Source organism: Mycobacterium sp. NPDC003449 (assembly GCF_053588415.1).
Genome location: NZ_JBSFPX010000005.1, coordinates 17,957 through 39,598, shown reverse-complemented (window position 1 = coordinate 39,598; position 21,642 = coordinate 17,957). Strand labels below are relative to the sequence as shown.

Genomic DNA, 21,642 nt, shown 5'->3' with positions numbered 1-21,642 from the left:
CCCACGCTCGGTGCAGGTGGCCCCTGACACAATGGCCGCGTGTCGGAAACTGCGCTGATAGGTCTCTGGATTGCAATCGCGGTTGTAGCGGTGCTGCTCGTCACCGTGGTGGTGATCGGGCTGGTGCGCTACCGCCGTCGGCGGATCAGCCTGTCCGAGCCGGAGAAGCCGGCGTCGATCGACCGATCGGGGGGATATACGGCGTCCTCGGGCATCACGTTCAGCCAGACGGCGACGCCGACCGCCGAGCGCATCGATACCAGCGGCCTGCCCGCGGTCGGCGACGACGCCACCATTCCGCGCGATGCGCCCAAGCGCCCGATCGCCGATGTGCGACTGCCCGAGCCGCCCGCCGAGACGGCCGAGGCCCCGGCCGAGCCGCAGGCTCCCGTCGAACCCGAGGCCCCGGCCGAGCCGGAGGTGGCAGAACCGGCCGCCACGGCGCCCGCCGAGGCCGCCCCGGTCATCGAGGAGATCGCCCCGCCGGAGGGTCGGCTGGACCGGCTGCGCGGCCGGCTGTCCAAATCCCAGAACGCGTTGGGCCGCAGCATGCTCGGCCTGCTCGGCGGTGGGGATCTGGACGAGGACTCGTGGGAGGCCGTCGAGGACACCCTGCTGATCGCCGACCTCGGGCCGGTGGTCACCGAGTCGGTCGTCGGCGCGCTGCGGGCCAAGATGGCCAGCGCCTCGGTGCGCACCGAGGCCGATGCCCGCGCGGTGCTGCGCGAGGTGCTGATGTCGGAGCTGCGGCCGGATCTGGATCGCTCGATCAGGGCCCTGCCGCATGCCGACAAGCCGTCGGTGCTGCTCGTCGTCGGGGTGAACGGCACCGGCAAGACCACCACGGTCGGAAAACTGGCCCGGGTCCTGGTGGCCGACGGCCGGCGTGTCGTGCTCGGCGCCGCCGACACGTTCCGGGCTGCGGCGGCCGACCAGTTGCAGACCTGGGCCTCGCGCGTGGGTGCCGATGTGGTGCGCGGCCCCGAGGGCGCCGATCCGGCGTCGGTGGCCTTCGACGCCGTCGACGAGGGAATCTCCGAGGGCGCCGACGTCGTCGTGATCGACACCGCGGGCCGGCTGCACACTAAGACCGGTCTGATGGACGAACTCGGCAAGGTCAAACGGGTCGTGGAGAAACGTGGCGCGGTCGACGAGGTGCTGTTGGTCCTCGACGCGACGATCGGTCAGAACAGCCTGCCCCAGGCCAAGGTGTTCGCCGAGGTCGTCGACATCACCGGGGTGGTGCTGACCAAGCTCGACGGCACCGCCAAGGGCGGCATCGTGTTCCGCGTCCAGCAGGAGCTCGGGGTGCCGGTCAAACTGGTCGGGCTCGGGGAAGGCCCCGACGATCTCGCGCCGTTCGAGCCCGCGGCGTTCGTCGACGCGCTGCTCGGGTAAAAAACCGTTCACGAGGCCCGGTTCGGCTGGCAGCGGCGCGGTGAGCGGTCGGGAAACATGAGCGTAACAGCGATCCGGAATGCGTTCACCTGCCCGAAACGCGAGCGCATCACTGATGAAACGACCCCGAACGAACCTCATCGGGAGGCCGATCCGTCGGCGCACTTCCCAAGGAGGTTCACACAAAGTGGTCTTAGCCTTACCTGACGAATCGTTCGCCGCATTCGACAGCGGCGATACGGCGTGGGTGCTCGCGAGCGCCGCGCTGGTGTTGCTGATGACGCCGGCCCTGGCGTTCTTCTACGGCGGGCTGTCCCGGCAGAAATCCGTGCTGAACATGATGATGATGTCGTTCGGTGCCCTCGGCATCGTCAGCGTCATCTACGTGCTGTGGGGCTACTCGATGTCGTTCGCATCGGCCCATACCGGCGGCTCCGACATCGCGGGGATCTTCGACAACCCGTTCGCCCTGTTCGGCCTCACCCAACTGCTCGAGACGCGGGAGATCGGCGGCACCGAACTGCACGTCATCGGTGGTTTCGGCTCGGTGCCCGCGATCGTGTGGGTCGCCTTCCAGCTGACCTTCGCGGTGATCACCGTCGCGCTGATCAGCGGCGCGCTGGCCGAGCGGGTCAAGTTCGGTACCTGGCTGGTGTTCTCCGGCGCCTGGGTCACGCTGGTGTATTTCCCGCTGGCACACATGGTTTGGGGCGGCGGGCTGCTTTCGGGCAGTGAGCACGGCTTCGCGTCATGGCTGTTCGGGACGTCCGCCGGTGACGACGGGACCGTCGCGGCCACCGTGGCGCCGATCGACTTCGCGGGCGGCACCGTGGTGCACATCAACGCCGGGATGGCCGCGCTGGTGCTGGCGATCATGGTGGGCAGGCGCCGCGGATTCGGCAGGACCGCCTTCCGTCCGCACAACATTCCCTGGGTGATGCTCGGCGCCGCGCTGCTGTGGTTCGGCTGGTTCGGATTCAACGTGGGCTCCGAGGGTGCGGCCGATGCCACGGCCGGGCTGGTGTGGATCAACACCACCGCCGCGACCGCCGCGGCGATGCTGGGCTGGCTGGTGGTGGAGCGCATCCGCGACGGCCACCCGACCAGCGTCGGTGCGGCCTCGGGTATCGTCGCGGGCCTGGTCGCCATCACCCCGGCCTGCGGTGCGCTCAGCCCGATCGGCTCGCTGTTCCTCGGTGCGATCGCCGGTGCGCTCTCCGCGCTCGCCGTCGGCCTGAAATACAAGCTCGGCTATGATGATTCACTTGATGTCGTGGGTGTGCACCTGGTCGCCGGCCTGTGGGGCACGGTCGGTATCGGATTCTTCGCCACCGAAACCGGCCTGTTCTACGGTGGTGGGATCAAGCAGTTGGTGGTGCAGATCGTGATCGCCGTCGCGGCAACCGTATTCACCGCGATCATGACTGCGATCATCGCGTTGGCCCTCAAACCGCTGGGCTGGCGTGTCACGGATGAAGACGAGGCGACCGGTATCGATGAGACCGAGCATGCGGAAACGGCTTACGAGCTCGCCTGATCGGGAACAATTGTCCTGGAAGGGATGGAATATATATGAAGCTGATCACTGCGATCGTCAAGCCGTTCACTCTCGAAGACGTCAAGACCGGCCTCGAGCAGACCGGCATTCTGGGGATGACCGTCAGCGAGGTGCAGGGCTACGGCCGCCAGAAGGGGCACACCGAGGTGTACCGGGGCGCTGAGTACTCGGTCGACTTCGTGCCCAAGGTCCGGGTGGAGGTCGTGGTCGACGACTCCGCGGTGGACAAGGTGGTCGATGTCATCGTGCAGGCCGCGCGCACCGGCAAGATCGGGGACGGCAAGGTGTGGGTCAGCCCCGTCGACACCGTCGTCCGGGTGCGCACCGGGGAGCGGGGCGCCGACGCGCTGTAGCCACAGGTCAGTCAGTCGAGACGTCGTCTCCCGGCCAAGCACCGTGTGAGCGTTCATCAGGTAATTGGCCGGGAGAGGAACGAAATGGCAGAACAGCAGCCCGGATCGGCCGGTCCGGCACGGCCCGCCACCGATCTGGCGGCCGCCACCCGGCAGCTGCTGGCCGGCGCGCCCCGGCAGCTGGACTCGGCGGCGTTGCGTAACGCACTGCTCGACCTGCACGAATTCTGGCTCACCACAAAGGCAACCGAGATCGGCATCACCGCCGACAGTGGATTCGCGATCGTCGCTACCGGCGGGCTGGGACGCGGTGAGATGCTGCCGTATTCGGATCTGGACCTGATGCTGCTGCACGACAACATGCCGGCCGACGCGGTCGGCGAGGTGGCCGAGAAGTTGTGGTACCCGTTGTGGGACGCCAACATCCGCCTCGACCACAGCGTGCGCACCGTGCCGGAGGCCCTCAAGGTGGCCGGCCAGGACATCGCGGTCGGCCTGGCGATGCTCGACGTGCGCCACATCGCCGGCGATGCCGACCTGTCGTCGCTGCTGGTCGGTGGCGCTCGTCGGCAGTGGCGGATCGGAATCGCATCGCGCTTCGACGAACTCGTCGCCCACGCCACGTCCCGGTGGGAGCGCAGCGGGCAGATCGCGCACCGGGCCGAGCCGGACCTGAAATCCGGCCGGGGCGGGCTGCGCGACGTACAGCTGCTCAATGCGCTGGCGATCGCGCAGTTGGCCGATGTGTACCCGAGCCGGGCGCTGGCCTCGCCCACCGGCACCTTGGGCGATGCGCACCTCGCGCTGCTGAATGTGCGCACCGAACTGCACCGGGCGGCCGGTCGGGGGCGTGAGTTGCTGCTGGCCCAGCACGCCGACGAGATCGCCGCGGCCCTGCGGATCGGCGACCGGTTCGACCTGGCCCGGGTGCTGTCCGACGCGGCCAGGACCGTCAGCTACTACATCGACTCGGGCGTCCGCACCGCCGCGAATGCCCTGCCGCGCCGCGGATTCGCGGCGCTGCGTCGCCCGGTGCGCCGTCCGCTCGACGAAGGGGTGATCGAATACGCCGGTGAGGTGATCCTGGCCCGCGACGCCCGGCCGGAACGTGATCCCGGCCTGATTCTGCGGGTCGCGGCGGCCTCGGCGACGACCGGACTGCCGATGGCGGTCTCGACGCTGAGCCGGCTCGCCGAGACCGCGCCCGAGCTGCGCACCCCGTGGCCGCGGCAGGCGCTCAAGGATCTGCTGGTGCTGCTGGCGGCCGGGCCCGCCGCGGTGGCCACGATCGAGGCGCTGGACCGGACCGGGCTGTGGGGCAGGCTCTTCCCGGAGTGGGGTGCGGTCCGCGACCTGCCGCCGCGCGATGTCGTGCACATCTGGACAGTCGACCGCCACCTCGTCGAAACGGTTTCGCGGGCAAGCGCGTTCACCACCCGGGTGTCACGTCCCGATCTGTTGATGCTCGGGGCGCTGTGCCACGACATCGGCAAGGGCCGCGGCGGTGACCACAGCGTCATCGGCGCCGAACTGGCCACCCAGATCGGCACCCGGCTCGGCCTGTGGCCCTCGGATATCGATGTGTTGTCGAAGATGGTGCGCCACCATCTGCTGTTGGCGCACACCGCGACCCGGCGCGACCTCCAGGACCCCAAGACCATCGACGCGGTGGTGGAGGCGCTCGGCGGGGACATGGTGCTGCTGGAACTGCTCGACGTCCTCTCCGAGGCCGACTCGCTGGCCACCGGGCCCGGCGTGTGGGGTGACTGGAAGGCCTCGCTGATCGGTGACCTGGTGCGCCGCTGCCGGCTGGTGATGGCGGGCGAACCGTTCCCGACACCGGATCCGATCGACCCGCGCTTCCTCGAACTGGCCACCCGGGTAGGGGTGCACGTCGAGCTCAGCCGCGGCGACGGCCCGCACATCTATCAGGTCACGATGATCGCCGGCGACCGGCGCGGGCTGCTGTCGAAGGCGGCCGGGGTGCTGGCGCTCAACGCGCTGCGCGTGCACTCGGCGTCGGTGAACAGCCACGGCGGGTCGGCGATCAACACGTTCGTGGTGTCACCGCATTTCGGGTCGCCGCCGGCCGCCGAACTGCTGCGCCAGCAGTTCATCCTGGCCATGGACGGGGACCTGGACGTGATCGGCTCGCTGGAGCGGCGCGAACGTGAGGCGGCGCGGTACCCGGCCGGCCGCGCCGGTGAGGTGCTCGCCGCGGTCCCCGCCAACCACGTACCGGCCCCGCCGCGCATCCTGTGGTCGCCGGGCGGCGCCCCGGGCGAGCTCATCGTGCAGATCCGCACCATGGACCGGGCCGGCCTGCTGGCCCGGCTGACCGCGGTGTTCGAACGCGACGACGTCGACATCGTCTGGGCGAAGGTCACCACGCTCGGCGCGTCGGTGCTCGACGCGTTGGGGGTGGTGATCCCGGCCACCGACGACGCCGCCCGGGCGAAGGTGCGCGAGGAGTTGGAGCGTGACCTGTACGCCGTGTTGCCGGCGCCGCCGCCCGCGAAACCGGTGGAACAAGCAGGCTGACCCGGCCAGGACGCCGGGCCCGCGGCGGGCAATGACACCACAATTCCCCGGCCGTTAGGCTTACCACGTGTTTGAAAGCCTGTCTGACCGGTTGACCGGAGCCCTGCAGGGCCTGCGTGGCAAGGGTCGGTTGACCGACGCCGACATCGACGCCACCGCCCGCGAGATCCGGTTGGCCCTGCTGGAGGCCGACGTCTCGCTGCCGGTGGTGCGCGCATTCGTCGCCCGCATCAAGGACCGCGCCAAGGGTGCCGAGGTGTCCGCGGCGCTGAACCCTGCCCAGCAAGTGGTCAAGATCGTCAACGAGGAGCTGATCGGCATCCTCGGTGGCGAAACCCGCCAGGTGGCGTTCGCCAAGACCCCGCCGACCGTGATCATGCTGGCCGGTCTGCAGGGCGCCGGTAAGACCACGCTGGCCGGCAAGCTGGCGAAATGGCTTAAGACGCAAGGGCATACCCCCCTTCTGGTGGCGTGCGACCTGCAGCGTCCCGGCGCCGTCAACCAGCTGCAGATCGTCGGCGAGCGGGCCGGCGTCGCGGTCTTCGCCCCGCATCCGGGCACCGCGCCCGGCGCCGCCGAGACCGAGGGCGGGGGGCCCGGCGATCCGGTGGGCGTCGCCGCGGCAGGTCTGGCCGAGGCCAAGTCCAAGCACTACGACGTGGTCATCGTCGACACCGCGGGCCGCCTCGGGATCGACGACGTGCTGATGGCGCAGGCGGCGGGGATCCGCGACGCCGTGCACCCCGACGAGACGCTGTTCGTGCTGGACGCCATGATCGGCCAGGACGCGGTCGCCACCGCAGAGGCGTTCGGTGCGGGCATCGGCTTCACCGGTGTGGTGCTGACCAAGCTCGACGGCGACGCCCGCGGTGGCGCGGCCCTGTCGGTGCGCGAGGTCACCGGGGTGCCGATCCTGTTCGCCTCGGCGGGGGAGAAGCTCGAGGACTTCGACGTCTTCCACCCGGACCGGATGGCCAGCCGCATCCTGGGCATGGGCGACGTGCTGACCCTGATCGAGCAGGCCGAGCAGGTCTTCGACCAGCAGAAGGCCGAGCAGGCCGCCGCCAAGATCGGTTCCGGCGAGCTGACCCTCGAGGATTTCCTGGAGCAGATGCTGGCCATCCGCAAGATGGGTCCGATCGGCAACCTGCTGGGCATGCTGCCAGGGGCCGGCCAGATGAAGGACGCCCTGGCCGCGGTCGACGACAGCCAGCTGGACCGGGTGCAGGCCATCATCCGCGGGATGACGCCCGCCGAGCGCGCCGAACCGAAGATCATCAACGCGTCTCGCCGGCTGCGCATCGCCAACGGTTCCGGGGTCAGTGTCTCCGAGGTGAACCAACTGGTGGACCGGTTCTTCGAGGCCCGCAAGATGATGTCGTCGATGGCCGGGCAGATGGGCATGGGGCTCGGACGTAAGAGCGCGACCCGCAAGCAGGCCAAGGGCAAGAACAAACAGGCCGGGAAGAAGGGCCGCAAATCGGGCCGGGGTCCGACCCCGCCCAAGGCGGCCAATCCGCTGGGCATGCCCCCCGGGTTCCCCGACCTGTCCAATATGCCCAAGGGCCTCGACGAGCTTCCGCCGGGGCTGGCCGACCTCGACCTGTCCAAGCTGAAGTTCCCCAAGAACTGACGGATGGGACTTCACGGCCCGCTGCACCTCAGGGGACGCGCGCTGCCCGATGGCGAACCCGTCGAATGGTGGGTGGCGGACGGGATGCTGTCGGCGGAACCGGTGCCCGGCGCCGAGACCATCTTCGGGGCCGACCGGTCCGGCGGGTGGATCCTGCCCGGCCTGGTCGACGCGCACTGCCATGTCGGGCTGGGGCCGGGCGGCGCCGTCACACCCGACGAGGCCGTCACCCAGGCCGAGACCGAGCGTGACGCCGGCGCGTTGCTGCTGCGCGACGCCGGCTCGCCGGTGGACACCCGAAGTTTCGACGAGCGCGAGGATCTGCCCCGCATCATCCGGGCCGGGCGACATCTGGCCCGGCCCAAGCGCTACATCCCGGGCGTGCCGATCGACATCGAGGACGAATCGCAGCTCCCGGACTACGTCGCCGAGCAGGCCCGCCGCGGGGACGGCTGGGTGAAACTGGTCGGGGACTGGATCGACCGGGGCGTGGGTGACCTGGCCCCGTTGTGGTCCGACGAGGTGCTCAAGGCCGCGATCGCCGCCGCCCACGCCGAGGGGGCGCGGGTGACGGCGCACGTGTTCGGGGAGGAGGCGCTGAGCGGGCTGATCGGCGCCGGTATCGACTGCATCGAGCACGGCACCGGCATCACCGACGACATCATCGAGCTGATGTTGGGGCACGGCACGGCGCTGGTGCCCACCTTGATCAACATCGAGAACTTTCCCGGCATCGCCGACCAGGCCGCCAAATACCCGACCTACGCCCGCCACATGCGCGACCTGTACGCGTCGTGCCACGCCAGGGTCGGTGCGGCGCATGAGGCCGGGGTGCCGATCTTCGCGGGCACCGATGCCGGCGGCGGGATCGCCCACGGCCGGATCGGCGATGAGATCGCGGCGCTGGGGACGGTCGGCCTGAGCCCTACCGAAGCGCTCGGCGCGGCCTGCTGGGATGCCCGCGCCTGGCTGGGCCGGCCCGGGCTGGAACACGGTGCACCGGCCGACCTGCTGTGCTTCGCCGAGGATCCCCGGGTGGCCGGGGTGGACGATCCGGCGCTGGTGATCCTGCGCGGCCGGGTGTTCTGATCTGCCCCCCACCTTTCCCGGCGAACAGACACAAACCTGCCTATTTTTCGTCCGAAGTAGGCAGGTTTGTGTCTGTTCGCGCGGAAAAAGTTCAGTACACGTCGCGGACGTAGCGGTGGGTCTTGACGAGCTCGTTGACGTAGGCGTGCGCGGCGTCGGCGTCCATCGCGCCGCAGCGCGCGACGATATCGTGCAGCGCGGTGTCGACATCTCTGGCCATCCGGTCGGCGTCGCCGCACACGTACAGGTAGGCGCCCTCGCTCAGCCAGGCGAACAGTTCCTCGGCGTTCTCCTGCATGCGTTGCTGGACATAGACTTTGGTGCCCTGATCGCGGGAGAAGGCCAGGTCCAGCCGGGTCAGGGTGCCGGATCGGACGAAGGTCTCCAGCTCGTCGCCGTAGAGGTAGTCGGTGGCGCGTCTGCGGTCGCCGAAGAACAGCCAGGACCGGCCCGGCGCCGCGGTGGCCGCGCGCTCCTGCAGGAACGCGCGGAACGGGGCGATCCCGGTGCCGGGCCCGATCATGATGATCGGCACGTCGGCGGCGGGCAGCCGGAAGTGCGGATTCGGGCGCAGGTGGATCCGCAGCGTCCGGGCCCGCTCGGCCAGGTAAGTGGAGGCCACGCCGCCGTGCCCGCGCTCACCGTCGGTGTAGCGCACGGTGGCCACCGTCAGGTGCACGTGGCCGGGATGGACGTGCGGGCTGGAGGCGATCGAATAGTCGCGGAACTGCAAGGGGCGCAAGGTGTCGACGAACTCGTCGACCGACAGCTTCGCCAGGCCGACCAGGTCGAGGACGTCCTTGCCGTATGACCACGAGCCCGGTCCGGTCGGGGCGTCGGCGCGCAGGGCCGCGGCCACCCGCGGATTGCGGGTACGCGATGCCACCAGGGACTGCAGGGCCCGCGAGGGGGTGCGGATCTCCAGCTGCTCGGCGAGCAGGACCCCGAGCGGCTCGTCGTGGCCGGTGACCGCGTGCTCGGCAGGGACGCCGAAATGGGCCAGGATCGCCGCGACCAGGGTCGGGTCGTTGGTGGCATGCACCGCGATCGAATCGCCTGCGCGGTAGGCGATTCCCGATCCACCCAGGTCCAGCTCGTAGTGGCGCACCTCCTTATCGGATTGCGGTGCGTTGAGCAGTCGGTTGACGCTCAGTGCGACCTCGACGGGGAGGTGTTTCTCCCGCCCCGGCTGGTCGCCGCGGTCGGGGGCGAGTGTCTCGGCCACGGCCGCGACCGGACCGGTGTGCTCGGCGGCCAACAGTTTGACGACGTCGGTGGTCCAGTCCTTGGCCGGTTGCTCGTAGAAGCCGTCGATGTCGACGCGTTCGGCCATTCTGGTGGCGCCCAGTTCCTCCAGCCGCTCGTCGAGGAGTTTGCCGGCATTGCAGAACAGTTCGTAGGAACTGTCGCCGAGTGCGAGCACGCCGAAGCTCATATGCTCGAGCCGGTCGGTGGCGGCGCTGATCGCCTCCCAGAACAGGTTCGCGTTGTCGGGGAATTCGCCGTCGCCGAAGGTCGAGGTGACGACGATGAAATGGGTCGTCGACTGGAGCTCGGCGATGTCGATCTGGTTGAGTTCGCGCGCCTCGGATTCGATGCCGAGGGCCGCGGCGGCGGCCTCGGCGAATGACATGGCGGCATCCTCGGCGTTGCCCATATCGGTGCCGAAGGCCACCATCAGCGAGAAGTCCCGGATGCGGTGCTGCGGGTCGGTCACATGGCTCCCCTCATGTGCGCGACCCCTCCCCGGGGGGACGCGAATTTAGGGTGACCTTACTTCCGCGGGTCGGGTTGTGGGGCGCTCCCTTCCCGGGCCCCGCTACTGACCGAAGCCGTAGTCGAACAGCCGGATCGCCTGGCCGTAGAGGTCTCCGCTGCCGTACATCTGGACCACGACCAGGCGCCGGTTGCCGCGCTGGGCGACGCCGACGTAGGTCTTGCGCGCGAGATTGGTGAAGCCGGTCTTGCCGGCGATATCGCCCGGATAGCGGGTCAGCAGCTCGTTCTGGTTGGTCAGGGTCTTGCCGGGAAACTGTGCCGTGGGCTGCCGCATGATCTGCGCGATCAGCGGATAGGTGAGCGCCGCGCGGTAGATCACGGCCAGGTCGTGCGGTGTGGTCACCGACTCCCAGCCCGGTCCGTCGAGCCCGGACGGTGATCCGGCGCGGGTGCTGCGGGCTCCCACGCTCGCGGCCTTGCGGTTCATCGCGGCGACCGTCGCGCGGGGGCCGCCGAGCATATCGGCCAGCATGTTGGCGGCATCGTTACCCGACACCATCAGCAGCCCCTCCAGCAGCTGCCGGGTGGTGTAGGGCCGGCCGGGCGTCAAGCCGACGCACGAGCATTCGACCTGGGTGTGGGACTGGTTGGCCCGCGCGAAATTGTCCGGCCGCAGATGGTCGAGGACGACCATGGCCAGCAGCGGTTTGATCGTGCTGGCCGGCGCGTAGGAACCGGTGGGGTCCTTGGAGGCCAGCACGCGTCCGGTGTCGAGGTCGGCGACGAGCCAGGCCTGGGCCGGGCCGTCGACGAGCGCCTGGGCCCCCGCCGGTTGGACACTGGGCTGCGCCGCGGCGGTCGGCGCCGTCAGCGCCACGCCGACAGTGGCCACCACCGCCGCGAACAGTCTGCGCACGGCCGCCGAGCCTACGGCTCCCAGGACTCGGTCAGCGCGCGGTCAGGTCTCCGTACGGTTTCGACGGGGCGCGGCGTCGGCGCTGGTCAGAGGGCGCCGATGCTCGCGGCCCGATCCTGGGCGAAGCCCCAGTCGAGCAGGGCGCCTGCCTGATCCCAGTACGTCGGGCCGCCCTCGTGGATCAGCCCGTGCATCATGCTCACCACCAGCCGGCGGCCGTCCCGCTGCGCCGCCCCGACGAACGTCTTGCGCGCGATGTCGGTGAACCCGGTTTTGCCGCCGATCGCGCCGGGGTACCGGAACAGCAGTTCGTCCTGGTTGGCCAGTACCCGGTCGCCGGTCTTGGACGGGAACACCGTCGACGGCATCGTGGTGATCTGGGCGAACACCGGGTTGGCCATCGCCGCCCGGAAGATCAGCGCCATATCGTGCGGTGTCGACCAGAACGGCATCCCTGGTGCGTCCAGTCCGGACGGGGTCACCACGTTGGTGTTGCCCGCGCCCAGCTGCGCGGCCTTGGCGTTCATCTTGGCCACCGCGGCCTCGGGCCCGCCGAGCATCCGCGCCAGGGTGTTCGCGGCGTCGTTGCCCGACGCCAGCAGCGCCGCCTCGAGAAGCTGGCGGGCGGTGTAGGTCTGGCCGGGCGCGACCCCGGCACAGTTGCACTCGACCTTGGTGTCGGCTTCGTCGGCGACGATCGTGGCGTCCAGTGGCAGCTCGTCGAGGACCACCTGAGCCAGTAGGGTCTTGATCGTGCTCGCGGGCGCGTAGCGGGTGTCCCCGTTGCGGGCCGCCAGCACCTGGCCGGAGTCCATGTCCGCCACCACCCAGCCTTCGGCCGGACCGTCGGGGATGGGCGCCGAGCCGATCTGCTGAACCTCGATGTCGGCGCGGGCCGGCGCGGCGCCGAGTGCGAGTGGGATGGGAAGAACCGTTGCGATCCAGAGCGCGATGACGCCGACGAACCTCACCATGCGGACTGAGCCTAGCCCCACCTACCCTTATGCGTCGGCGCCGATGCCGTTCCGACGTAGTCGAAAGGAGACAACGTGGCCGACCCCGCCACAATGCCCGCGGACTATCGCACCTGGATGGTCGACACCCTGCTGGCGTTGCTGCAGACCCCGAGCCCGTCGGGCCGGACCGATGCGGTGATGCAGCTGATCGGCGACATCCTCAAGGATTTCGGCGTTCCGTTCACGCTGACCCGCCGGGGCGCGTTGATCGCCGAACTGCCAGGTGAATCGGAGGCGGTCGATCGGGCACTGGTGGTGCACGCCGACACCATCGGCTGCATGGTCCGTGGGCTCAAGGACAACGGCAGGCTCGAACTGGTTCCGATCGGCACGTTCTCGGCGCGGTTCGCCGCGGGCGCACGGGTGCGCATCTTCTCCGACGATCCCGACGAGTTCTTCACCGGAACGATCATGCCGCTCAAGGCCAGTGGCCACGCCTTCGGCGACGAGATCGACACCCAGCCGACCGACTGGGACCACGTCGAGGTCCGGCTCGACCGCAATGTGTCGACGCGCGCCGATCTGGAACGCCTCGGGCTCAACGTCGGTGACTTCGTCGCCCTGATCGCCAGTCCCGAGCTGACCCAGGACGGTTTCGTGGTGTCGCGCCACCTCGACGGCAAGGCCGGTGTGGCGATCGCCCTGACCCTGGCCAAGGCCCTGTTCGAGCAGAAGGTGGTGCTGCCGCACCGCACCATGCTGATGGTCACCATCACCGAGGAGGTGGGGCACGGCGCGAGCCACGGGCTGCCGCCCGACGCGGCCGAACTGGTCTCGGTGGACAACGCCGTGTGCGCCCCCGGACAGCATTCCATCGAGCACGGGGTGACGATCCCGATGGCCGATCTGCACGGCCCGTTCGACTACCACCTGACCCGCAAGCTGTGCCGGCTGGCCGAGGGGCAGGGCATTCCCTACGCGCGCGACGTGTTCCGCTACTACCGGTCCGACGCCGCCGCGGCGATCGAGGCCGGTGCCGGGACCCGCGCGGCCCTGGTGGGTTTCGGCCTGGACGGCAGCCACGGCTGGGAGCGGACCCACCTGGATTCGCTGGAGGCCACCTATCTGCTGCTGCACACCTGGCTGCAGACCCCGCTGACGTTCGAGTCCTGGGATGCCACCCCGACCGGCGAGCTGCGCGATTTCCCGTCCTCGAAGCAGCCGGCACCCAGCGAGCAGTGGGTGCCGTTGTCGCGCGGTGACCACACCGAGCCCGGCGAAGCGTCGCCGGGGGAGCACTGGCCGCCGTCGGAAGGGCCGCAGGCGTGACCGCCCGGTGGTGTTGAATCGACCCATGTTGAGCCTGGCTGAGATTTCGGACCGACTGGAGATTCAGCAGCTGCTGATCGACTACTCCACCGCGATCGACCGACGGCGGTTCGATGACCTCGACGCGGTGTTCACCGCCGATGCCTATATCGACTACCGGGCGATGGGCGGCATCGACGGTCACTATCCGCAGGTCAAGACGTGGCTGGCCGAGGTGCTGCCGAATTTTCCGGCGTATGCCCACATGCTCGGCAACGTCGATGTGCGGATCACCGGGGACACCGCATCCTCGCGCACCATCTGTTTCAACCCGATGGTGCTGCCGGGCTCGAAGGAGGGCGAGCAGCCGCAGGTGCTGTTCTGCGGGCTGTGGTACGAGGACGAGTTCGTGCGCACCGCCGACGGCTGGCGGATGACCAGGCGGGTCGAGACCAAGGGCTTCGACAAGGTGGTGTGATTCGCCGTCGCCGGGATTTGGGCGGGCCGCGCGCGCTCTGGCACAATGAACGGCTGTCCGCCCGCGACTCGTTCGATGCGCTGCGCGGCGGTCACACACGTAAAGCAAAACCGGATCCGGGCATCCCGCCCCGATCGCCGAATTGCAGCGTGGCAACCACAGGAGAACGTTTAGTCATGGCTGTCAAGATCAAGCTCACCCGGCTTGGCAAGATCCGCAACCCCCAGTACCGCATCACCGTCGCCGATGCGCGCACCCGCCGCGACGGCCGCTCCATCGAGGTCATCGGCCGCTACCACCCGAAGGAAGAGCCGAGCCTGATCGAGGTCGACTCGGAGCGCGCGCAGTACTGGCTGGGCGTCGGTGCGCAGCCGACCGAGCCGGTTCTGGCGCTGCTGAAGATCACCGGGGACTGGCAGAAGTTCAAGGGCCTGCCGGGCGCCGAGGGCACGCTGAAGGTCAAGGAGCCCAAGCCGTCCAAGCTGGACCTGTTCAACGCCGCGCTCGCCGAGGCGGACAGCGGCGGCGGCTCGGATGCCACCACGCTCAAGAAGAAGAAGGCGCCGGCCAAGAAGGCCGATGCGCCCGCGGAGGCCGCCGAGGCTGCCGCCGACACCGCAAGCGAGAGCTGAGCATCGCAGTGAGTTCAGTCGTGGTCGACGCCGTCGAGCACCTGGTTCGCGGAATCGTGGACAACCCCGACGATGTGCGGGTCGACATGGTCACCAGCCGTCGGGGCCGCACCGTCGAGGTGCACGTCCATCCCGATGACCTCGGTAAGGTCATCGGCCGCGGTGGCCGGACCGCCACCGCGCTGCGCACCCTGGTCGCCGGCATCGGCGGGCGTGGTATCCGCGTCGACGTGGTGGACACCGACCAGTAGATCGGCGGGCGTTCGGCCCGGGGATGGTGTGAACATGGATCTCGTCGTCGGCCGGGTGGTCAAGGCCCACGGTGTTTCCGGCGAGATCGTCGTCGAGGTTCGCACCGACGATCCGGATGACCGGTTCGCGCCGGGAATCATCCTGCGCGGCCGGGCCAGAGGTGGCGCGCAACGGTCGTTCACGGTCGAATCGGTGCGCGAGCACGGTGGCCGGCTGCTGATCCGGCTGACCGGGGTCGGCGACCGCGACGCGGCCGACGGGTTGCGCGGCACCGTCTTCGTGGTCGACAGCGCCGAACTGCCCGCGATCGACGACCCCGATGAGTTCTACGATCATGAACTCGAGGGGTTGCGGGTGGTGACCATCGGGGGTGCGACGGTCGGTGCGGTCACCGAGGTGTTGCACACCGCCGCAGGGGAACTGCTCGCGGTCAAGGCCGACGATGACGGGCGGGAAGTGCTCGTACCGTTCGTCGGCGCCATCGTCACATCGGTCTCACGCGAGGACCAGACCGTCGTCATCGACCCGCCCGAGGGTCTGCTGGACCTGGGCTGAGAGTGCCGCACCGTGCGTATTGACGTCGTCACGATCTTCCCGGCCTATCTGGACCCGATCCGGCAGTCGTTGCCGGGCAAGGCGATTGACGCCGGCATCGTGACTCTCGGCATCCACGATCTGCGTTCGTGGACCCACGATGTGCACCGCTCGGTCGACGATTCGCCGTACGGGGGTGGTCCGGGGATGGTGATGAAGGCTCCGGTGTGGGGCGCGGCGCTCGACGAGATCTGCTCGGAGGAAACACTTCTTGTCGTGCCGACGCCCGCGGGCCGGCTGTTCGACCAGGCCACCGCGCGGCGGTGGAGCGCGGAGCGTCATCTGGTGTTCGCCTGCGGCCGTTACGAGGGCATCGATCAGCGCGTCGTCGACGATGCGGCGCGGCGGATGCGGGTCGAGGAGGTCTCGATCGGCGACTACGTGCTGACCGGCGGTGAGTCGGCGGCCCTGGTGATGATCGAGGCGGTGGTGCGGCTGATGCCCGAGGTGCTCGGCAACCCCGAGTCCCATCAACAGGATTCGCATTCCGACGGTTTGCTCGAAGGGCCCAGCTACACCCGGCCGCCGAATTGGCGTGGCCTGGACGTGCCGTCGGTGCTGTTGTCCGGCGACCACGCCAAGGTCGCGGCCTGGCGTCACGAGCAGTCGGTGGCGCGAACCAGGCAACGTCGCCCCGATCTGCTGGGCGACTAACCCGCCGAGCAGACATAAACCTGACCGTTTTCCGGCGAATGCAGGCAGTTTTATGTCTGCTCGCGGGAAAAGGTGAGGGCTAGATTCGGCCGCCGGGGAACATCGTCTTGACCGCGTCGGTGATGGTGCGGCGCGCGGTCTCGGAATCGGCGGGCTGCAGCGCACCGATCACCATGATGAACCGGCGGTCGGGCCCGATCACCCCGGTCGACAGGTGCATCCAATCCGTGCCGATACAACACATCCAGCCCTGTTTGACCGCGACGGGTTCGGCGTACAGGCCCTCGGGGATGCCGAACCGCTGCGGGTAGATGCCGCCCGGCTGGGTGCCGTCGATCGCGTTCGGGGTGGACTGCGCCAGGTTGGACAGGATCATGTTGGCCTGCTCGGGCGGAAGCCCGCCGCTGCCGTTCATCAACATGTCGTAGTAACGCACCAGATCGGCCGACGTGCTGATGGTGTTCCACCAGCGGCCGTCGTCGGGCGGCTGGGTCGAGGACAGCCCGTAGCGTGCCGCGACCCGCGTCACGATCTCGTCGCCGCCGCTGCGGTTCCAGAACACCTCGGCCGCGCTGTCGTCGGAGGAGCGCAGCATCACGTCGAGCAGCTTGCGGTCGTCGGGGGTGATGACGGTCTGGCGCTTGGCCTCCTGCAGCAGCAGGTCGTCGGCGATGAACAGTTTGACCACCGAGGCGATCGCGATCGTGGTGCCGTTCCCGTTGGAGATCTGCTCGCCGGTATTGCGGTCGAGCACCAGCACCGTGATGTCGGCACCGGCGTCGGCGGCCTGGTCGGTGGCCGTCGCGGTCCGATCCTGCAACCCGTCGAAGGTCGCCGCCCGCTCGCCGGGAGAGGCTTCGGGCAGCGGGGCCATGTTGCCCTGGGGCGCGACCACCGTCAGCTGCGGCGCATCGGGTGCGAACGGCGGTGTGCCGTACACCCGCGCTTCGCAACCGGTGGCGACCATCATCGTGATCACACCCGCTGCGGTCGCCGTCATCAGCATCGACGGCCGTCGCATAGCCCTCCTCGAACCGTCAAGTGGATCCCGGATGGGCGCGTCGGAATGGGCGCGGCGCATCGGGTTAGAGCAGCCTAACCGGTTCCAGGGCGTCATGCCTCGTTAGACTTGGGAGTCCTGTGTGGGCGGTGCGGGCCGATCCGGGAAACTCCGGATTTCACGACTTGGGGGCCCGTCTGGCACAATTGACCAGTTGTCTGCGCAGGCCTGGGTCGGGTACGTCCCGCCCGCTGCGGGATACACCCCGATACACCCGAAAATCAGCTTCGGCCGCGCCACCGTGCGCACCGGCCGGAGCCGCGAACAAACAAGGAAGTGTCACCGATGAACACGCTGGACTTCGTCGATCAGGCGTCGCTGCGCGACGACATCCCGACCTTCAGCCCCGGCGACACCGTCAATGTGCACGTGAAGGTGATCGAGGGCTCCAAGGAGCGCATCCAGGTCTTCAAGGGCGTCGTGATCCGCCGCCAGGGTGGCGGCATCCGCGAGACCTTCACCGTGCGCAAGGAGAGCTACGGCGTCGGCGTCGAGCGGACTTTCCCGGTGCACTCGCCCAACATCGATCACATCGACGTCGTCACCCGCGGTGACGTGCGCCGGGCCAAGCTGTACTACCTGCGCGAACTGCGTGGCAAGAAGGCCAAGATCAAGGAAAAGCGCTGAGCGTCAGCCAGCACGTGGCGCAGCCGTCGACAGGGTCGCTGTCGCATCGCTCGCTACTGTGGATCCCGTGACCGGATCCGCCGACTCTGCCGACGCTCCGTCGGAGGACACGCTCAACACCGATGCGCCGCCCCGTCCGGAAGCCGATCCGGCCTCCGGAGGCGAACCGGAAGCCCCCAAGAAGCGCAAGCATTCCGCACTGCGTGAGGGCGCCATCCTGGTGACCATCGCGATCGTCATCTACTACGTGATGCTGACGTTCGTGGCGCGGCCCTATCTGATTCCGTCGGAGTCCATGGAGCCGACGCTGCACGGCTGCGCCGGCTGCGTGGGCGACCGCATCATGGTGGACAAACTCACCTACCGTTTCTCGGCGCCCGAACCCGGCGACGTCGTGGTGTTCAAGGGTCCGCCCGCCTGGAACATCGGCTACAAGTCGATCCGATCCGACAATCCCGCGGTCCGCTGGGTGCAGAACGCGCTTTCGTTCATCGGCTTCGTGCCGCCCGATGAGAACGACCTGGTCAAAAGGATCATCGCGGTCGGTGGGCAGACCGTCGAATGCCGCGCCAATACCGGCCTGACGGTGAACGGCAAGCGACTCACCGAGCCGTATCTGGACCCGGCGACGATGATGGCGGACCCCAACATCTACCCGTGCCTCGGCAATGAGTTCGGTCCGGTCGCGGTGCCGCAGGGGCGGATCTGGGTGATGGGCGACAACCGCACGCACTCGGCGGATTCGCGGGTGCACTGCTCCAATCAGCCGGCCGACGCGCAGAAGGGCCTGCTGTGCACGGGTGACCCGGTGGCGGGCACCGTTCCGGTGGAGAATGTGATCGGTAAGGCACGATTCATCGCGTGGCCGCCCGGCCGATGGGGCGGTATCAGCAGCGTGAATCCACAGACCGACTCCTAGGAGCAACCTGTGGTCTCCGAGTTGCGGGCGCCGTGGCCGCCTCGAGCGGTGATCCGAAAGTCCTCGGGTCTGCGCACCCTGGAATCCGCGCTGTACCGCAGCGGGCTCGGGCCCGTCGCCGGGGTCGACGAGGTGGGCCGGGGCGCGTGCGCGGGCCCGTTGGTGGTGGCGGCGTGTGTGTTGGGGCCGAACCGGCTGGACAGCTTGGCCGCGCTCGACGATTCGAAGAAGCTGGGCGAGAAGGAGCGGGAGCGGCTCTACCCGCTGATCCGCCGCTACGCGCTGGCCTATCACGTGGTGTTCATCCCGTCCGACGAGGTGGATCACCGCGGTGTGCACGTCGCCAACATCGAGGGCATGCGCCGCGCGGTGGCCGGATTGTCGGTGCGGCCCGGCTATGTGCTGTCCGACGGGTTTCGGGTACCCGGGTTGGCCGTGCCTTCGCTACCGGTGATCGGGGGAGACGGCGCCGCGGCGTGTATCGCGGCCGCGAGCGTGCTGGCCAAGGTCAGCCGCGACCGGCTGATGGTGCAGATGGAGCAGCAGCACCCCGGCTACGGGTTCGCCGAGCACAAGGGGTACAGCACGCCGGCGCACACCGCGGCGTTGACGACGTTGGGGCCGTGCGCGCAGCACCGCTACTCGTATGTGAACGTGCGGCGGGCCGCGGAGACGACGGAGGTGCGGCGGGTTACGGCACCAATGGGGCATGCTGAAACGACGTACGCAAAGATGGGCGATAGGCCGGCAGGACAACCAGAAGGACAGCAGAGCACATGAGCGCCGAAGATCTCGAAAAGTACGAAACCGAGATGGAGCTCTCGCTGTACCGCGAATACAAGGACATCGTCGGGCAGTTCAGCTACGTCGTGGAAACCGAGCGGCGGTTCTACCTCGCCAACAGTGTGGAGCTGATTCCACGCAACGCCGAGGGTGAGGTGTATTTCGAACTGCGCCTGGCCGACGCGTGGGTGTGGGATATGTACCGGCCGGCCCGGTTCGTCAAGCAGGTACGGGTGATCACGTTCAAGGATGTGAACATCGAAGAAGTGGAGAAGCCCGAGCTGCGGCTGCCCGAATAGACCTGGGGGCGTCCGGATGACCGTCACCGATTCACCGGAGAACCTGCGCAGACGTGCCGACGCGGTGCTGGCCGGATTGCCCGGGGTGCGGTCCTGGCAGGAATCGTTGTACCAGGATCTGCACCGCCACCCCGAGCTGTCGCACCAGGAGCACCGGACCGCCGGCGCGGTCGCCGAACGCCTGAACTCGGCGGGCCTGCGGGTGCGCGAGGGGATCGGTGGCACCGGTGTGGTCGGGATCCTGCGCAATGGCGACGGGCCGACCGTGCTGTTGCGTGCCGATATGGACGCCCTGCCGGTCACCGAGGCGACGGATCTGCCGTATGCCAGCGACACCGCAGGCGTGATGCACGCGTGCGGCCACGATGTGCACGTGACCTGCCTGCTGGGTGCGGTCGAGTTGCTGGCCAACGGAACCGGGCACTGGAACGGGACCGTGGTCGCGCTGTTCCAGCCCGCCGAGGAGGCCGGCGACGGGGCCAGGGGCATGGTCGACGACGGCCTCGCCCAGCTCGTCGGCCCGGTCGATGTGGCGTTCGCCCAGCATGTGCTGCCCGCGCCGGCCGGCATGGTCGGCACTCGCGGTGGTCCGGTCCTGGCGGCCGCCGACAGCATGCGCATCACCGTCCACGGTCGCGGTGGGCACGGCTCGATGCCGCAGGCCACGGTGGACCCGGTGGTGCTGGCGGCGATGATCGTGATCCGGCTGCAGACGATCGTGTCGCGCGAGGTGGCACCGGCCGAGACGGTCGTGTTGACGGTGGGCAGCATCCGGTCGGGCGCCAAGAGCAACGTCATCGGCGATCACGCGGTGCTCGAGCTCAACCTGCGCACCTACGACACCTCGGTGCGGGCCGCGGTGCTCGATGCGATCCGCCGGGTGGTGACCGCCGAATGCCAGGCTTCCGACTCGCCGCGGGAGCCCGAATTCGAGCTGTACGACAGTTTCCCGCTGACGGTCAACGACGAGGCCGTGACGCAGCGGATCGACGCCGCATTCCGCGGCTATTTCGGCGCCGACCGGGCGCAGACCATGGGTGCGCAGTCGGCCAGTGAGGATTTCAGCGACATCCCGGCGGCGCTCGGTGTGCCCTACAGCTACTGGGGGATCGGCGGTATCGACGAACGGGTGTACCGCACGGCGGCGGCCGCGGTCCGGGTCAGCGCGGACATTCCGGTGAACCACTCACCGCGGTTCGCACCGGTGCTCCAGCCCACCCTCGACACCGGCACCCAGGCGCTCGTGGTCGCCGCGCTCGGCTGGCTGTGACGTGGCCTGCGGCAGGCTGCGCCCCGAACGCCGGATCGCCCAGACCACGACCACGAGCGCCAGCGCGGTCAGCGGATAGCCCATGGCGATCCGGGCGAAGGCCAGCCACCCGGTCGAGTCCGCGTCGTAAAGCCAGTTCTGCACCACGAACCGGGCCGCGAACACGGCGGCAAGGGCCAGCGTCGCGACGTCGTAGCCGAAACGTGAGCGCTGGTCCGCGCGCCAGGCCTGCCCGCCGCCGCTGAGGGCGCCCCAGATGACACCGACCAGCGGCCGGCGCGCCAGGACGGATCCGAAGCACACCACCGCCATCGCGAAACTCATCCAGATCCCCACCAGGAAATAGTCTTTCGCGTCTCCGGTCTGGTAGGCGATGAAGGCGCCGATCCCGACGCCCAGCAGACCGGAGAGGGCCGGCTGCAGCGATTCCCGGCGCAGTAATCGCAGCACCGCGACGGCTGCGGCCGCGGCCACCGCCACTGCGACGGCCACGTGCAGCCCGGCTACCCCATCGGCCGCGACGAAGACCAGGCTCGGCAGGCTGGCGTAGACCAGCCCGGAGACGCCGCCCATCTGGGCCAGCAGCGTCGGTTTCGGTTGACC

General features: G+C 69.0%; 22 protein-coding genes. 17 read left to right on the top strand and 5 right to left on the bottom strand.

Translation table 11 applies throughout. The features are described 5' to 3' along the window. Window positions 1–54: 54 nt before the first annotated feature. The 6 genes from ftsY to ACWDTP_RS02805 all read left to right on the top strand — a co-directional run bounded on the left by ftsY (window position 55) and on the right by ACWDTP_RS02805 (window position 8,572). Window positions 55–1,398 carry a signal recognition particle-docking protein FtsY gene (gene ftsY, locus ACWDTP_RS02830; RefSeq protein WP_450016480.1) on the top strand — a complete coding sequence of 448 codons (1,344 nt, stop codon included), beginning with the start codon at window positions 55–57 and terminating at the stop codon, window positions 1,396–1,398. A 187-nt stretch (window positions 1,399–1,585) separates the two neighbouring features. After that, the gene (locus ACWDTP_RS02825; protein WP_450016356.1) at window positions 1,586–2,935 is read left to right on the top strand and encodes an ammonium transporter; all 1,350 of its coding nucleotides are present in this window, start codon (window positions 1,586–1,588) and stop codon (window positions 2,933–2,935) included. A 35-nt stretch (window positions 2,936–2,970) separates the two neighbouring features. Continuing rightward, the gene (locus ACWDTP_RS02820; RefSeq protein ID WP_003881099.1) at window positions 2,971–3,309 is read left to right on the top strand and encodes a P-II family nitrogen regulator; all 339 of its coding nucleotides are present in this window, start codon (window positions 2,971–2,973) and stop codon (window positions 3,307–3,309) included. Window positions 3,310–3,393: 84 nt separating this feature from the next. Then, on the top strand, window positions 3,394–5,850 hold the full coding sequence (locus ACWDTP_RS02815; RefSeq protein WP_450016347.1) for a [protein-PII] uridylyltransferase: 2,457 nt from the start codon (window positions 3,394–3,396) through the stop codon (window positions 5,848–5,850). Between the two features lie 67 nt (window positions 5,851–5,917). Continuing rightward, window positions 5,918–7,483 (top strand): signal recognition particle protein, encoded by a 1,566-nt coding sequence (ffh, locus tag ACWDTP_RS02810; RefSeq protein ID WP_450016345.1) that lies wholly within the window; start codon window positions 5,918–5,920, stop codon window positions 7,481–7,483. A gap of 3 nt (window positions 7,484–7,486) precedes the next feature. After that, window positions 7,487–8,572, top strand: coding sequence for an amidohydrolase family protein (locus ACWDTP_RS02805; RefSeq protein WP_450016343.1), 1,086 nt, complete (start codon window positions 7,487–7,489; stop codon window positions 8,570–8,572). A gap of 91 nt (window positions 8,573–8,663) precedes the next feature. On the opposite strand, the gene ACWDTP_RS02800 is transcribed toward ACWDTP_RS02805, so the two are convergent. From ACWDTP_RS02800 to ACWDTP_RS02790, 3 genes are all read right to left on the bottom strand, one after another. Continuing rightward, window positions 8,664–10,250: a diflavin oxidoreductase gene (locus tag ACWDTP_RS02800; RefSeq protein ID WP_450016478.1), complete on the bottom strand. Its 1,587-nt coding sequence runs from the start codon at window positions 10,248–10,250 to the stop codon at window positions 8,664–8,666. Window positions 10,251–10,391: 141 nt separating this feature from the next. Next, on the bottom strand, window positions 10,392–11,207 hold the full coding sequence (locus ACWDTP_RS02795; protein ID WP_450016341.1) for a D-alanyl-D-alanine carboxypeptidase: 816 nt from the start codon (window positions 11,205–11,207) through the stop codon (window positions 10,392–10,394). Between the two features lie 86 nt (window positions 11,208–11,293). Continuing rightward, window positions 11,294–12,181 carry a D-alanyl-D-alanine carboxypeptidase family protein gene (locus tag ACWDTP_RS02790; RefSeq protein WP_450016339.1) on the bottom strand — a complete coding sequence of 296 codons (888 nt, stop codon included), beginning with the start codon at window positions 12,179–12,181 and terminating at the stop codon, window positions 11,294–11,296. Between the two features lie 93 nt (window positions 12,182–12,274). Between ACWDTP_RS02790 and ACWDTP_RS02785 the strand changes: the two genes are divergently transcribed. The 6 genes from ACWDTP_RS02785 to trmD all read left to right on the top strand — a co-directional run bounded on the left by ACWDTP_RS02785 (window position 12,275) and on the right by trmD (window position 16,081). Then, window positions 12,275–13,492: an osmoprotectant NAGGN system M42 family peptidase gene (locus ACWDTP_RS02785; RefSeq protein WP_450016476.1), complete on the top strand. Its 1,218-nt coding sequence runs from the start codon at window positions 12,275–12,277 to the stop codon at window positions 13,490–13,492. 25 nt (window positions 13,493–13,517) lie between these two features. Further along, on the top strand, window positions 13,518–13,949 hold the full coding sequence (locus ACWDTP_RS02780) for a nuclear transport factor 2 family protein (protein WP_450016337.1): 432 nt from the start codon (window positions 13,518–13,520) through the stop codon (window positions 13,947–13,949). A gap of 176 nt (window positions 13,950–14,125) precedes the next feature. Next, entirely contained in the window at window positions 14,126–14,581 is a 456-nt protein-coding gene (gene rpsP, locus ACWDTP_RS02775) for a 30S ribosomal protein S16 (RefSeq protein ID WP_450016335.1), read from the top strand. Window positions 14,582–14,589: 8 nt separating this feature from the next. Next, window positions 14,590–14,832 carry an RNA-binding protein gene (locus ACWDTP_RS02770; RefSeq protein WP_003881089.1) on the top strand — a complete coding sequence of 81 codons (243 nt, stop codon included), beginning with the start codon at window positions 14,590–14,592 and terminating at the stop codon, window positions 14,830–14,832. Window positions 14,833–14,866: 34 nt separating this feature from the next. Beyond that, entirely contained in the window at window positions 14,867–15,388 is a 522-nt protein-coding gene (gene rimM / locus ACWDTP_RS02765) for a ribosome maturation factor RimM (protein ID WP_450016332.1), read from the top strand. A gap of 12 nt (window positions 15,389–15,400) precedes the next feature. Next, window positions 15,401–16,081, top strand: a complete 681-nt coding sequence (gene trmD, locus ACWDTP_RS02760) for a tRNA (guanosine(37)-N1)-methyltransferase TrmD (RefSeq protein WP_450016330.1) — start codon at window positions 15,401–15,403, stop codon at window positions 16,079–16,081. Between the two features lie 79 nt (window positions 16,082–16,160). Here the strand turns inward: trmD and ACWDTP_RS02755 are convergent, their stop codons facing one another. Beyond that, window positions 16,161–17,102, bottom strand: a complete 942-nt coding sequence (locus tag ACWDTP_RS02755; protein ID WP_450016328.1) for a serine hydrolase — start codon at window positions 17,100–17,102, stop codon at window positions 16,161–16,163. 324 nt (window positions 17,103–17,426) lie between these two features. On the opposite strand from ACWDTP_RS02755, the gene rplS reads away from it, so the two are divergent. From rplS to ACWDTP_RS02730, 5 genes are all read left to right on the top strand, one after another. Beyond that, the gene (rplS, locus tag ACWDTP_RS02750; RefSeq protein ID WP_029372100.1) at window positions 17,427–17,768 is read left to right on the top strand and encodes a 50S ribosomal protein L19; all 342 of its coding nucleotides are present in this window, start codon (window positions 17,427–17,429) and stop codon (window positions 17,766–17,768) included. Window positions 17,769–17,835: 67 nt separating this feature from the next. Continuing rightward, entirely contained in the window at window positions 17,836–18,687 is an 852-nt protein-coding gene (gene lepB, locus ACWDTP_RS02745; RefSeq protein ID WP_450016325.1) for a signal peptidase I, read from the top strand. Between the two features lie 21 nt (window positions 18,688–18,708). Next, window positions 18,709–19,467 (top strand): ribonuclease HII, encoded by a 759-nt coding sequence (locus tag ACWDTP_RS02740; RefSeq protein ID WP_450016474.1) that lies wholly within the window; start codon window positions 18,709–18,711, stop codon window positions 19,465–19,467. Beyond that, the gene (locus ACWDTP_RS02735) at window positions 19,464–19,769 is read left to right on the top strand and encodes a DUF2469 domain-containing protein (protein WP_267316933.1); all 306 of its coding nucleotides are present in this window, start codon (window positions 19,464–19,466) and stop codon (window positions 19,767–19,769) included. Before ACWDTP_RS02740 ends, ACWDTP_RS02735 begins: the two co-directional genes overlap by 4 nt. 64 nt (window positions 19,770–19,833) lie before the next feature. Then, the gene (locus ACWDTP_RS02730; protein WP_450016472.1) at window positions 19,834–21,039 is read left to right on the top strand and encodes an amidohydrolase; all 1,206 of its coding nucleotides are present in this window, start codon (window positions 19,834–19,836) and stop codon (window positions 21,037–21,039) included. Here the strand turns inward: ACWDTP_RS02730 and ACWDTP_RS02725 are convergent. After that, a complete protein-coding gene (locus ACWDTP_RS02725) occupies window positions 20,956–21,612 on the bottom strand; it encodes a DUF3159 domain-containing protein (protein ID WP_450016471.1) in 657 nt (218 codons plus the stop codon). The genes ACWDTP_RS02730 and ACWDTP_RS02725 overlap by 84 nt on opposite strands. Window positions 21,613–21,642: the final 30 nt, after the last annotated feature.

What these genes read in the sequence shown, in the direction of transcription:
- ACWDTP_RS02820 (WP_003881099.1), top strand. Translation starts at nt 2,971, where the DNA reads ATGAAGCTGATCACTGCGATCGTCAAGCCGTTCACTCTCGAAGACGTC.
- ACWDTP_RS02815 (WP_450016347.1), top strand. Translation starts at nt 3,394, where the DNA reads ATGGCAGAACAGCAGCCCGGATCGGCCGGTCCGGCACGGCCCGCCACC.
- ACWDTP_RS02805 (WP_450016343.1), top strand. Translation starts at nt 7,487, where the DNA reads ATGGGACTTCACGGCCCGCTGCACCTCAGGGGACGCGCGCTGCCCGAT.
- ACWDTP_RS02800 (WP_450016478.1), bottom strand. Translation starts at nt 10,250, where the DNA reads ATGGTGGCCTTCGGCACCGATATGGGCAACGCCGAGGATGCCGCCATG.
- ACWDTP_RS02790 (WP_450016339.1), bottom strand. Translation starts at nt 12,181, where the DNA reads ATGGTGAGGTTCGTCGGCGTCATCGCGCTCTGGATCGCAACGGTTCTT.
- ACWDTP_RS02785 (WP_450016476.1), top strand. Translation starts at nt 12,275, where the DNA reads ATGCCCGCGGACTATCGCACCTGGATGGTCGACACCCTGCTGGCGTTG.
- ACWDTP_RS02780 (WP_450016337.1), top strand. Translation starts at nt 13,518, where the DNA reads ATGTTGAGCCTGGCTGAGATTTCGGACCGACTGGAGATTCAGCAGCTG.
- rpsP (WP_450016335.1), top strand. Translation starts at nt 14,126, where the DNA reads ATGGCTGTCAAGATCAAGCTCACCCGGCTTGGCAAGATCCGCAACCCC.
- rimM (WP_450016332.1), top strand. Translation starts at nt 14,867, where the DNA reads ATGGATCTCGTCGTCGGCCGGGTGGTCAAGGCCCACGGTGTTTCCGGC.
- ACWDTP_RS02755 (WP_450016328.1), bottom strand. Translation starts at nt 17,102, where the DNA reads ATGCGACGGCCGTCGATGCTGATGACGGCGACCGCAGCGGGTGTGATC.
- rplS (WP_029372100.1), top strand. Translation starts at nt 17,427, where the DNA reads ATGAACACGCTGGACTTCGTCGATCAGGCGTCGCTGCGCGACGACATC.
- ACWDTP_RS02735 (WP_267316933.1), top strand. Translation starts at nt 19,464, where the DNA reads ATGAGCGCCGAAGATCTCGAAAAGTACGAAACCGAGATGGAGCTCTCG.
- ACWDTP_RS02725 (WP_450016471.1), bottom strand. Translation starts at nt 21,612, where the DNA reads ATGGGCGGCGTCTCCGGGCTGGTCTACGCCAGCCTGCCGAGCCTGGTC.